The organism is Haladaptatus halobius, from assembly GCF_020618475.1.
Taxonomy (GTDB): domain Archaea; phylum Halobacteriota; class Halobacteria; order Halobacteriales; family Haladaptataceae; genus Haladaptatus; species Haladaptatus halobius.
This window is the reverse complement of record NZ_CP085335.1, coordinates 1,041,903-1,053,411: the sequence shown is the minus strand read 5'-3', so window position 1 is coordinate 1,053,411 and position 11,509 is coordinate 1,041,903. Positions and strand designations below refer to the sequence as shown.

Genomic DNA, 11,509 nt, shown 5'->3' with positions numbered 1-11,509 from the left:
TTTAGTCCTGCAATTTGTTTCGGATTTCGTTCAGTCGGTCCTGCCGGAGTTGTTCTAATTCATCGTTCTCCGGGAAATGGCGCTCAAGTCCGTGCTGGATTTCGCCACCAGTTTCAGGGTCGATGCTACTGCCGCCACGGATGTTCTGAATCCGTTGGTTGATCGGCTGGGTGTACGTCTGGAAGGTCTGGCGTCCGGCCTGCCCGGTCGCGTAGCCAGTGCCACCATCACCAACGGGGTCGGCACCACGCAACCCGCGATGGGTGTCACGCGCACCATTTACGGTCAGTCGGGTCGATTCCTTGACTTCGGCTGCACGTTCGCGTTGGTTCTGATAGGACTGGCGCATCCCTTCGGCGGTCGGTGCCGATCCAACCACGCCTACAGAGGCGAGTGCCTGACCGCCCTTTTGATACATCACGTAAGGCATCACGAGACACGCGACGGCCGTCCCGAGCTGCATCGCAATGAGCTGGAGCCCGCCGATGCCGTAGGTCTTGAAGATGTCTGTTGTCATCGGACTGAAACCCACAGACAGGGCGATCGAGACAGGAAGCGTGACCAGCGAGAGCATAAACCACAACTTCGTGAGGCCATCCCCGACCATTCCCAATCCGCGAATGGGCAGCGCCTTTAACGCGAAGAAAAACGGTATCCACGGGGAGAGTGCCGTCAGCCCGATGAACCGCAGGCTCACTAACGAGATGATGACGAGGAATATCCAGATATTCCAGATCGCGACAAAGAATAACCCGATGAGCAACACACCTTTCAGCCCGTTTGACGCGATCGACGTCTGGGTGAGGTCGGCGGTTATCCCATGGCCGAGTGCGTTGGAGATGTTCAGCCAGAATCCGACAAGTTGCCAGCCCCAGAAGGCCATCACCCACGCAAGGATGAGATGTTTCGATCCCTGCCGCTCATACCGGGCGGGAAGGATGCCGAAGCCACGTTGTCCGAGTGCGAGGTAAATTCCCGTTGCCATGATGCAGATGAAGAATGTCCATGGCTGAGCGTTGGACTTCCAATCGTGGTACTTCTCGGGCCAAATCGTATTGCCAGGGTCCTGGTACCAGCCACTTCCCCAATGCGGGGCGGGCGTGAACGTTATCATCTTCACGGCGAGCCCCAGAAAGGCGTCAATCAGCCAGAACAGGCCCTTCACGAAGTAACTCAAAATGGTGAGGAAGCCATCCAATATTGAGTTATAAATGAATCCGCCGCCGCCTTTCTGCATCCCCGTCGAGTTATTATACACACCGAGGGTGCTGTTATTCGAGTTGTATTTCCCCGTCTTGTTCAGATACCCTTGTCCGTATGGGTTAACAGTGGGTTGTTGCGTCATCGTCTGATTCGTCGCGTTTCCAGTGCTCGCATTCGTCGAGTTATCCGTAGGCGTGGCAGTCGGTGTTGACTGGCCCACAGAAAGCCCGACAGTAAACGTACTCACGAGGAGTAGACATGAGAGCACTCGAAACACAGTGTGATTGGTCATGGCGTGATCGAAGGAGGATGGTCAGTAGGCCGTTCGTCGGTGATTAAAACATGCAGCCGAGACCAACATCGGAAAGCGAACTCCCGAACATCCCGAGAATCCATCCAGCGAGTTGCGGAAGTGCCGCGCCAGCGAACAACAGGCCGACGGCAACCCCGAGGGTTTTCCGCGAGCCTGCCTTGCCGTGACTCCCGCCACCGCGCGAGGATATCATAGATTTCCCACCGACGAAAATTCCGGCGAGAACGAGGATACTTCGGAGCAGTTGCCCGCCTTGGTTGATACCGTTCGACGCATTGGGGACGTCGCAGGCCCCCGCTGCCGCCACGGGGTCGATGGCGATGAGCGCGACACCTGCGGTGATCGCCAGTGTTTTCGGAGTCATGAATCGGTGCAAGAATTTGCCGAGATGGTCGATTGTAGGTTTCATTCGGGGCGACCTCGTCGTCAAAGATAACCTGAGGATACTAATAGCTAACCCACGGTAGTCTATCAAAATATTAGCTATCATATGGTAATGACAGCTAACCATTAGTAAGCTATCAATAGTGGAGGTAACCACGAAGATACTTATGGCTAACTAGGGAACACCTGACAAACGAATGATCACGTACCCGCTCGAAATACCCGACGACGAGGAAGACACGTGGCAAGATTGGAAACAAACCGTCCCCCGAAGTTACCCCAAAGTCGGCGATCGGCTTCAAGAATTCATCAAGAAAGACCTCGAATCGCGATCAGAACACGGCGAAGGGCTTTTAGAGCGGTTCGACGAATACGTATCCAACGAGACTGACTAACGAGATGAGCTCCTCGAACCTCACGTTCAGCCAGAAAATCATTCAGACCATCAAGCGGTCCGCAGTAGGGTTCCCTCTGCTCCTCATTTCCTTTGGCGTCCTCCGCTTTGTCATCGGAGGTATGGCTGCAGCCGCGGCTGCCCTCATCATTACCAGCCTCGTCGTGAACGTCTACTTCGCCAAGCCTGAGTCTGATACCTAGCTCTCCACTTCAGTCACATTCGCGCGGATCCACTCTTTGAGTTGGTCGACCCGCTCTTGAGCTGCTTGTGCCTCCGCTCTTACATCCTCAATCTCGCGTCGGAGGTCCTCGATATGCTGCTCAACAGCCGACGGAATCGGCCGAGCATCCGTCTGTTCGAACAAGTCCTCGACCGCCTCACGGCCCCGGTCGGTAAGCGAGAACACACGGGCGGGGATTCGGTCGCCCTGCTGCTCGTGAGCGACGACCTCGATCAGGCCCCACTCTTCGAGAATGCCGAGGTGGTAATTCACGGAGTTGACGGTGTCAGTAAGCTCACGCTTCGGTGTCTCGGCCGGATAATTATCGTTAATCGCTAACAGGAGTTCGGCGCGGTTGCCGCGAAGTTCGTCGATCAAAGCATCCCACGACTTAGGTTCGTCCATACTCTCACTACCACGACGACCGTCAAAATTTTACCGACAATTGTACATCAAATTCATCCTCCCGACAATAATAGAGGGAGAATCACCTGTGGGATGGAAGCGAAATTCCAACAGGATCAGTTAGGCACTGGGTTTCCTCTGATGACCTAGCCCTGGTCTCGCAGTGGTGGTTGCGAAGAAAATGCAAGCCACCAGAATAGCATGTCAGATAGGTGGAGCTATTGTCAGCAGGGTAAATGCTGAGCCAGTAACCAGCAAGAGGGCACCCCAGAATGACACACGAGAAAATTTAGCTAGAGCGGTGTGAATAGAGGCACCCCAACAGGCGACCAGCAGAGGCATCTGGGTAATGCGAGAGAGCAGCCAGCCGGGAGCAACAGCACCCAGACAGTCTCCCAGAGCGAAGCGTCGACGACGGCCAGGACACGAAGAATAGGACAGTCCACCATGCAGAACAACTGGGAAAGAAGAACACCAAGAGATGGGACAGTCAGGCCGTGCCGGACAACCGTGAGAAAACGAACAACGAAAGGGGGGACAGTCCAGGAGTGCGACCAGCGGATCCGCTGAGAACTGCGTGGTGCCAACAGGAACAGCGATACAGCACTGGCGGCAAGCTGCCATGAGTAGCACCGGGCAGTGTACCGCACAGCGGGGAGGCCGCATCAGCACAGCGACCGCGACAGCGGAAGTGGAATGACGGCCAGCATAAACGAGTATGGCCGTGACACCCTTGAAATAGCAACAGACGAGAGTACAGGAGACAGTCTGCCCTGCTGGGACAGAAGAGGGAACCACTGAGCGCCTGTATGGGGTGCCAGTATCCACACTGGAGTGAGGTGCCGACGAGCGACACGCAGTCAACCAGTCTTGGTGCACTAACTGGGGTGCCAGCGGCACGTGCTCACGACATGCCCGTGTGACGACAGAGGTGGGGTGCCACATGGACGCCATACTGGGATGTCTACAGGAGAGCGACAGTCTTCCACAGAACGCACGAGAAGGCGACAGTGAACAGCACTACCAGACTTGTCCACAGGAGGTCAGAGGACTGCCCTGAGCCAGGTACAGACCAGCATATTGGACTGTCCAAGACTGAGCAACACAGTAGGATAAGGAGGCTAGAGCCCGGTGGACTGTCCTCTGCGTACCAGCAGGAGAGCGTTAGATCTAGTGATGGTGGGACTGTCAAGCGAGCGCTGTTTACAGCGGAACCCTGGTGTGTCATCAGCGGGACTGTCAGGAGCTGGAGCTGACTGTCTGGCCGGTGGAAAAGCAGATGAAATCCGGTGTGTTTCAGCTGGGTGGGCACCCGTCTGTGCCGGCCGACTGTCCACCGTTCGCCAGTGGCGGTCATTCGGCGCTGCTGGGCGGTCAGCTGAGACCAGTCGGTGCGGAGCGTTCGCTTCCATTCGCTCGCCAACGCGCATCATTCGGTACCCGCAATGTTGAACTAAACAGAGTGACGACCACCGGTATGCATCGTTCGCTCCCCGCGTTCAGCCTAATACTGCTCATCGTGTGTGCAGGCTGTCTCGGTGGTCTCGGATTCGGTGGCAGTAGCGAGACTCCAATGACGACCACCACGAACAAAGAGACACAGACGCAGACGACCGTCAGCACGACGACAGCAGCGGGAGAGTCGACTACTGCGACCACGACGACCACAGAAACCCAGACGCAGACACGGACGCAGACGACGTCTCTGCGGCAGCCGACGACTGCGAGAATTGATACTCCCGAGGGCAGTGATCGATTCCAAGCGCGCGTCACCACGATCATCGATCCGACCACAATCAAGATCAAACACGACGGAACAACGCAAATCGTGGAGTTGATCGGTGTAAGCGTTCCCGAGAATGGGACGATCCAAAAGCAGGCGCTCTGCTATACGAACTCGCAATTAGATCATCAAGTCGTCACCGTCGTCACTGATCCGCAGGCGAACACAGTAAACGGCCACATGCAAGCGTACGTCTATATCGGCGCTTTCATGTTCAACACTGATTTGGTCCGTATTGGCTACGCTCGCGTCCCAGATGGCCAGTTCAGCAAACGCCAACAGTTCCTGCAAAAACAGCAGCAGGCCAAACAGAACGGCTCCGGTCGCTGGAATACGACCACGACAACAGCCTAATCACTCTCATTCAACGCGATATTCTGCATCGAACATTCACTACCGCCTGTTGCACTAAGCAGGAGTGGACACACCACACTACGGTTGCATCTTCGGCAGCGGAATTACTGTGCCCCACGTCTCCGTGATGACGAACGACCTCGATTATCCATTGTGCGTTGCACATGAGTAAAAGTCCGTTTGACCCGACCCACTACGCCAGTTCCAGAGTCTCTCGCTCTCTTCGCGAAATCCTCACGCAGGAAATCACAGAGTAACTCTTGTCCCGAAATAGCCCATCGTGACCAATAACACGTTCAAGGAACTCAGGTGAAAATGGCCGACCGAGGGATTGTAGGTATCTTCGATGCTTTGAATCACGTATTCACCAACCAGGTCGATCCTCCGGCCCTCGGGTTGAAACTCCTTCCCGATGAATCATACTCAGCGTTCGATCGTCGGTGAGGTGGCGGCCGTCGATTGACTGGTCTGGGTGATTTCGAGGACTGTCATCAGGTCTGTCCGCGAGATCAGACCCGCGAGCGAGCCATCGCCTTCGGTTACGAGAAGCCGACCGATATCCTCCTGCTGGAGGGTCGTGAGCGCATTCGCCGCCTCGCCGCCGGGTCGGACCGTCACCAGATCTATCGACATGATGTCATCGACTGTCGCATCATCTCGGCGGTCGGATGCTCGTTCTTGGACGTCTTCGAGCGTGACGATGCCGACGAGGTCATCGTTGTCGACGACCGGATACCCGGTGTGACGTTCGCGGACCATCCGGTCAAGCAAGGTATCGATCGACGTCTCGGGTGTCACCGTATCGAGTTCGGCCGCCGGCGTCATTATCTCCCTGACGGTCAGTCCCTCGAAGGCCGCCTGCATAACCTCCTGGCTGGTCTCGCTCGTTGCGGCGATATAGATGAAGAAGGCGATGAGGATCCAAAACAGGTTGAACGTAACGACCCCAGCGATTCCAAGTAGGAACGCGAATCCTTTCCCGACGGCAGCTGCGATGCGGGTCGCCCGCAGGCGCGACCGGTTACGCGAGAGCACCGCGCGGAGGACTCTCCCACCATCCATCGGGAATCCCGGAAGCATATTGAACGCCGCAAGCACCACGTTGAGCACAGCTAAGTAGCCGATCACGAACCGAACTGCGGGGAGCCTGCCAGCGAGCAGTTCGAACGACCCGTAGAACAGGACCCCAAGTGCAACGCTAACGACCGGGCCGGCGATGGCAATCGCGAACTCCTGGCGCCAGTCGTCAGGCAACTCCGCAAACTGTGCAAGACCGCCCAAGAACCACAGCGTGATCGATTCAGTCTCAAGGCCATACCGGCGTGCTACGAGTGAGTGGCCTAGTTCGTGCAAGAGAACGCTGGCGAAGAGGCCGAGTGCAGCGCCCACTCCCAAGAGCCAGGGGAGTAACCCCGCGGTAAGCGGTGCAGGATCGAGTGTCGTCCCGAAGATCCCGTTGATCAAGTTCACTGTGAGGCCAACCTGCGAACCGATGAGGTAGGCCAGCAGTGGGAGGATCAACAAGAACGAAACGCCCAATCTGATCGGGATGCCGAACAGCGAACCGAAACGGAGACTCGCCATGTACCTACTACGGGTTCAAGCCCTATCAGGTAATCCCCCGAATAGCGAACGTTGGTGGTTCGGACCGACAAGCGAATTTCTGTTTCCAGATAGCGACTGCCATTGAACTAATCTCGGAGTACCGCATTTTCCTCCCATGAGACTTTCCCTCTCCGGCATGTAGTTATGATAATGTCCAGGAAGCATATCTCATCCAATACCGTTCGTTTTGAACTGAGTGAGTTCGGATCCTCGACAGAGGATGTCTCTGATAACCAACCGAGAGGTGTGCCCTCGATGGCGTGTGAGCCATCTTTAGCATTCGATCATGCAATGAAGTTTTCTGTGGCAAATTCTTCGTCGAGTGTCGCTTAGTATCGGTGTCTCCTGAAAGCTGGAACCGTATGGGACTTACTGATCCCGCTGCCGAGTTGCTTGACGATATATGCCTCAGTGGGAACGGAACGCAGGAACGACTCCGAGTACAAGCAGGGATATAATCAATGCAAAAAAGCATCGAGGTAGAGTACTGGGTTATCGATCGAAATGGAATGCTCACGACGCCAGGAGCGCTGGCAGAAGAGTCTGAGTATGCCGAAGAGGAGTTCGTCAAACCACTCTTCGAACTGAAAACACCGCCATGTGAAACGTATGCTGACCTCGAATCGACGTTCATCCAGCAATTAGATGCAGTCCTTTCAAAAGCAGATGACCTCGATAAGATACTTGTGCCGCTCGGGACGCCAATCAATTGCGAGTCAATCGAACAGTGGCCGAGCGACCGTGGTGAAATACAGAGGGAGGTTCTTGGAACGAACCACGACTACGCGAAGTATTGTGCTGGAACACACATTCACTTTGAGAAGCGAAACGTTACAGACCAACTTAATACACTCATTGCTCTTGATCCAGCGCTCGCATTGACCAGCTCGTCATCGTACTTCCAGGGTGAACGAATCGCCAACGATGCCCGTGCGTATATCTATCGGAAAAAGGGGTACGAGAACTTTCCCCACCACGGGAAACTCTGGGACTACGTCGATACCGTCGCAGAGTGGGAAAGACGCCTCGACCAATGCTTTGAGGAATTCAAAACAGCAGCCATCGAGGCAGGTGTTGATGAAGAGAGCATGCACGCGAATTTCGCGCCCGATAATGTCGTCTGGACACCGATTCGGTTACGTGATGAAATGCCAACTGTCGAATGGCGATCGCCCGATACGGCCCTCCCAAGTCAGATTCTTCGCCTCGTCAAGGAGGTAGACGCAGTGATGGAGCAGATCCACCACACCAACGTTAACATCGGGGATCAAACGGGTGCGGTGAGAAGTGACGAAGTTACGCTTCCAGAGTTCGAGACTGTCAGCCACCATGTTGAGAAGGCCATCCACAGTGGATTGGAATCGCCATCCACTGCCACGTACCTTGAACGGATGGGATTCAACGTCCATGAATACGATCCGATTACGCCACGCATCGACGAGCGTGAGTTCATCAGTTTCGATGAAGCGCGTGATCTACGGTGTCAGTATGGAGAACTACTGCGACAAGACGTGTCCAATCTTCTCCAGGACTGACGGATGATGTCTCTCTCCCGAAGCTGGTGGATGCAAATCTCGTGGCCATCACTGTGGATCGAAATACGGAGATGGCAACAGACACGCTCCAAGCGATCGAGCAAGTCCACTACAGTCCACTGCGTTTCGGCGAGAATCAGCGTGCTCACGAGATGTTTGAATGAATCAGCGTACGGGTTGTCGGAGAAGGCTTCCTCAACCGTCGAGAGAGCTTGTTCGAACCACAGTGGGGACGAGTAACGCCGAACACAGTACGAAACATCAGGTCCGCACCGAGCACCGCCATTGATGTTTCTACCTACTGCTCGCTGACTGGTCAGCGGACACAGAGAAAAATTGCCAATCTGAGATGTGACCGTAACTATCTGTTTTGTAACGAAATTCTAATTATCCGCTTGTACCATCTTTGAAATGTATATTTGAATTATGAAAATTAGTTAAGATGTTGTGAGTCTACCATTAGGTATGGACTTCAAACTCCGAGCCATCGTATACGGAATCGTCGCAACGATCATCGTCGGCCTCCTCAGTGGTGCCGTCGTCCCATTCACGAATATGGCACTCCCCGTCACCGGTGCTTTGGTGACCGGCATCATCGGTGGTCTCGTGGCTGGCTACGTGTCCGGAACCAAACTCGGTGACGGCGCGCTTAACGGCGGTGTCGCAAGCGCCGCGGGGGCTATCATTGCCCTCGTCGTCCTGACTCTCGTGGGATTGATGGCTGGCCCACTTGCAGCGATGGGACTGTTCGCCTTCGGCGTGTTGTTCGTCATCGTCGCCGCAATCCCCGGCGCTGTGGGCGGTGCGCTCGGGGCGTGGTTGCAGGGTCGCTCGGCCAAACGCAGGGCAGGGCGCCCGGCCAGTCGCTGACCTGAACCGTTTTTTGCCCGGTTCGAACCGCATCGCTCCTAATTCTGTTTTGAGATCCGTTCTGAAATCGACTATCCAGTCAAACATCCTCTGGATTACTCTTCGGCGTCAGTGTCTATCCATTGACTGACAAATTAAAGGAGTGGTTAGTGTGGCAGTTCCTCCCGTCCGGTCCGTACGCACGGCCAGTACGGGAAGCCACCGAGGCCATCACAGTCGCACTCTGCCGGTTCAGTATCGTCTTCATCCGTCTCGTCGTCTTCCGACGGGAACGCATCGAGCGTACCGTTGTTGGTCGCGGTTTCGACGGCAGCCATGTGCTTGCAGAACGCGTCACGGTGAACATGGTGCGGGCAGGTGCACGCCATTGCCTCGCCCGTCACGTCGTCCAGCGTGACGACGTATTGATGCTCAGCGGGGTTGTCGTAGCTCTCGTTAGTCACATCGACCATCCGGGGGCTTCAACGCGGAAGCCGAACTGTTCCCACTGCGCGCGTTTCTGTGCCGTCTCGTCAGCTTCAAGTTCCACAGGCGGTTTCGTACTCATGGTCTTTCCAGAGTTGCATTTTGGAAGACCGGTGCCGGGTGCTGTAACACCCGGCGCGTTTCGACACGCCTGAGGGCACCGTTCTCCCTACTTATTCCTTATACGGCATAGGTAATAAAACCACCGTTTTCCATACAAGGAATAAGCTTATGTCGTGCGGAAATGAAGGAACAGGTATGACAGAGAACGATGAGAGGGCGCGTAATGAGAGTGGAGAGTATGTCCAAGAGCACACCGAAGAGGCCGTATTAGAGGTCATGAGGCCGCTCGAACCCTACATGACGAGCGAGATCGCGGACGAACTCGGGTGGTCCCGACGGTCGGCGTATAACGTTCTCAGCCGTCTCCATGAAAACGACGAGATTCGAAAGAAGAAGCCCGAAGCTCGTCGGATGATATGGATTCGTCCGGGATAACTGTCGCTCGTAGGGATTGACAGCGAAGAGGGCGTGATGCCCGACCTCGCAAAGTAACCATGGCCGACGAAGACGCTGACCAAGTGCTGAAAAAAGTCAAATCGCCTTCTACGCATTCGGTTCGGTCGCAACAGCGATGAAAATCCTCGGTCTAATTTAAGGCCGAGACCCCCCCATTTTTTGGGGTGCCGTGTCGGTCAGCCCGCTCCCGGCGGGGCGGGACAGGCAACATCCGCCGATTAGCCCATGAACGCCATCACTTACATTCGAGACACAACGAGATGTTGTTTGTCTTGCTCGGCGCGTTCACCCTGTTCGGCCACGACTGGCTTGCCGCGACTGCTGGCAAGACGGTTGCTGCCGTGGTTGGAATCGCGCTCATCGTGATCGCGGGTATCGGTATCCGCGACGACGTACAAGATTGCCACACGAGCGCGTGTTTAGAATAGATATAGACAACAATGTTCATCTGCTTGAGTGACCTCTCCTCTCGAGTGGCTCTACAATCTTAGCTCTCTTCTCCAATTTCGAACTGTTCATGTTCGCTAGCCGTGTTCAGAACTACACTAGTGTTGCTTTCATTAATGTCTGCATCACTAAGGAGCGTTTTGATCTGTTGATTCATTTCATCAGTATCTGTATATTTGCCGATCGTAATGATGTCATGGTCACCGGTGACTTCGTAAACGCTGATCATCTGCGGTTGATCTTGCAGACGAGCAGTGACGTCCGGAAGTGCCGTTCCTTCCACTTTGAGCTGAATAACAGCTGTTACATCGTAGCCTAACGAACCATAATCAATCGTCGGGGTGTAGCCAGTAATGATGTCCGTGTCCTGCAAGTCTTCGAGGTGATTTGAAATCGTTGTTACCGAGACATCTAGATCCTCGGCAATACCACGGAGACTCGCTCGACCGTCATTCAGTAAGACATTGATTAATTCTGTATCTAAATTTTCGTAGGTCATTAGACATGTGATGTCGTTCCAGACGCTTACTTCTTGACTAATGTCTAAATACTGCCGGTTGAAAATCAACCCAGTAAGAGAGAGGGCAGAGATTAGTTCGGCAGTTCTTTCCGTCCCGTTTGCACGCACGGCCAGCATGGGAAACCACCGAGGCCGTCACAATCACAGTCTTCTGGTTCGGCATCGTCTTCGCTGTCCTCCGATGGGAATGCCTCGAGCGTCCCATCGTCAGTCGCGGTTTTGACGGCAGCCATGTGCTTGCAGGAGGCATTGCGGTGGATGTGGTGCGGGCACGTACAGGCCATCAGTTCTTCGCTCACGTCGTCGATGGAGACGCTGTTCTGGTGGGCTGCGGGGTTCTCGTGGCTCTCGGTGGTAACCTCAACGAGTCCAGGGGCCTCGACGTCGAAGGCAAATTATTCGGCCTGTGCGCGTTTCTGCGTCGTCGAACCGCGAGGCGAACGCCGCGGCGTGGTCCGCGTTCGCCGCCAGCAGGTTGATGATCATCTC

14 protein-coding genes are annotated in these 11,509 nt (G+C 55.0%); 7 read left to right on the top strand and 7 right to left on the bottom strand.

Going from position 1 to position 11,509, the window contains the following annotated elements; genetic code table 11:
- Nucleotide 1 precedes the first annotated feature (1 nt).
- Nucleotides 2-1,345, bottom strand: coding sequence for a TrbL/VirB6 family protein (locus LIW51_RS05940; RefSeq protein ID WP_227376287.1), 1,344 nt, complete (start codon nt 1,343-1,345; stop codon nt 2-4).
- 193 nt (nt 1,346-1,538) lie between these two features.
- The gene (locus tag LIW51_RS05935) at nt 1,539-1,880 is read right to left on the bottom strand and encodes a hypothetical protein (protein ID WP_227376286.1); all 342 of its coding nucleotides are present in this window, start codon (nt 1,878-1,880) and stop codon (nt 1,539-1,541) included.
- 217 nt (nt 1,881-2,097) lie between these two features.
- Here LIW51_RS05935 and LIW51_RS05930 point away from each other — a divergent pair, with 217 nt between their 5' ends.
- Together LIW51_RS05930 and LIW51_RS05925 are read left to right on the top strand one after the other, a co-directional pair.
- Nucleotides 2,098-2,295: a hypothetical protein gene (locus LIW51_RS05930; protein WP_227376285.1), complete on the top strand. Its 198-nt coding sequence runs from the start codon at nt 2,098-2,100 to the stop codon at nt 2,293-2,295.
- A 4-nt stretch (nt 2,296-2,299) separates the two neighbouring features.
- Entirely contained in the window at nt 2,300-2,497 is a 198-nt protein-coding gene (locus LIW51_RS05925; protein ID WP_227357328.1) for a hypothetical protein, read from the top strand.
- Here LIW51_RS05925 and LIW51_RS05920 read toward each other — a convergent pair.
- A complete protein-coding gene (locus tag LIW51_RS05920; RefSeq protein WP_227376284.1) occupies nt 2,494-2,922 on the bottom strand; it encodes a helix-turn-helix domain-containing protein in 429 nt (142 codons plus the stop codon). The two genes, LIW51_RS05925 and LIW51_RS05920, sit on opposite strands and share 4 nt — an antisense overlap.
- A gap of 1,477 nt (nt 2,923-4,399) precedes the next feature.
- Here LIW51_RS05920 and LIW51_RS05915 point away from each other — a divergent pair.
- The gene (locus LIW51_RS05915) at nt 4,400-5,059 is read left to right on the top strand and encodes a thermonuclease family protein (protein WP_227376283.1); all 660 of its coding nucleotides are present in this window, start codon (nt 4,400-4,402) and stop codon (nt 5,057-5,059) included.
- Between the two features lie 423 nt (nt 5,060-5,482).
- On the opposite strand, the gene LIW51_RS05910 is transcribed toward LIW51_RS05915, so the two are convergent.
- Nucleotides 5,483-6,643: a site-2 protease family protein gene (locus LIW51_RS05910; protein WP_227376282.1), complete on the bottom strand. Its 1,161-nt coding sequence runs from the start codon at nt 6,641-6,643 to the stop codon at nt 5,483-5,485.
- A 482-nt stretch (nt 6,644-7,125) separates the two neighbouring features.
- Here LIW51_RS05910 and LIW51_RS05905 point away from each other — a divergent pair, with 482 nt between their 5' ends.
- The gene (locus LIW51_RS05905; RefSeq protein WP_227376281.1) at nt 7,126-8,199 is read left to right on the top strand and encodes a glutamate-cysteine ligase family protein; all 1,074 of its coding nucleotides are present in this window, start codon (nt 7,126-7,128) and stop codon (nt 8,197-8,199) included.
- Between the two features lie 465 nt (nt 8,200-8,664).
- Complete coding sequence (locus LIW51_RS05900; protein ID WP_227376280.1) at nt 8,665-9,069, top strand: DUF5518 domain-containing protein; 405 nt, start codon at nt 8,665-8,667, stop codon at nt 9,067-9,069.
- A 146-nt stretch (nt 9,070-9,215) separates the two neighbouring features.
- Here LIW51_RS05900 and LIW51_RS05895 read toward each other — a convergent pair whose 3' ends face one another.
- A complete protein-coding gene (locus LIW51_RS05895; RefSeq protein ID WP_227376279.1) occupies nt 9,216-9,521 on the bottom strand; it encodes an SWIM zinc finger domain-containing protein in 306 nt (101 codons plus the stop codon).
- Nucleotides 9,522-9,792: 271 nt separating this feature from the next.
- Here LIW51_RS05895 and LIW51_RS05890 point away from each other — a divergent pair, with 271 nt between their 5' ends.
- Entirely contained in the window at nt 9,793-10,032 is a 240-nt protein-coding gene (locus LIW51_RS05890; protein WP_227376278.1) for a hypothetical protein, read from the top strand.
- 281 nt (nt 10,033-10,313) lie between these two features.
- A complete protein-coding gene (locus LIW51_RS05885; RefSeq protein WP_227376277.1) occupies nt 10,314-10,481 on the top strand; it encodes a hypothetical protein in 168 nt (55 codons plus the stop codon).
- Nucleotides 10,482-10,540: 59 nt separating this feature from the next.
- Here LIW51_RS05885 and lrp read toward each other — a convergent pair whose 3' ends face one another.
- Together lrp and LIW51_RS05875 are read right to left on the bottom strand one after the other, a co-directional pair.
- The gene (gene lrp / locus LIW51_RS05880; RefSeq protein ID WP_227376751.1) at nt 10,541-10,999 is read right to left on the bottom strand and encodes an HTH-type transcriptional regulator Lrp; all 459 of its coding nucleotides are present in this window, start codon (nt 10,997-10,999) and stop codon (nt 10,541-10,543) included.
- Between the two features lie 92 nt (nt 11,000-11,091).
- Entirely contained in the window at nt 11,092-11,319 is a 228-nt protein-coding gene (locus tag LIW51_RS05875; protein ID WP_227376276.1) for an SWIM zinc finger family protein, read from the bottom strand.
- Nucleotides 11,320-11,509 lie beyond the last annotated feature (190 nt).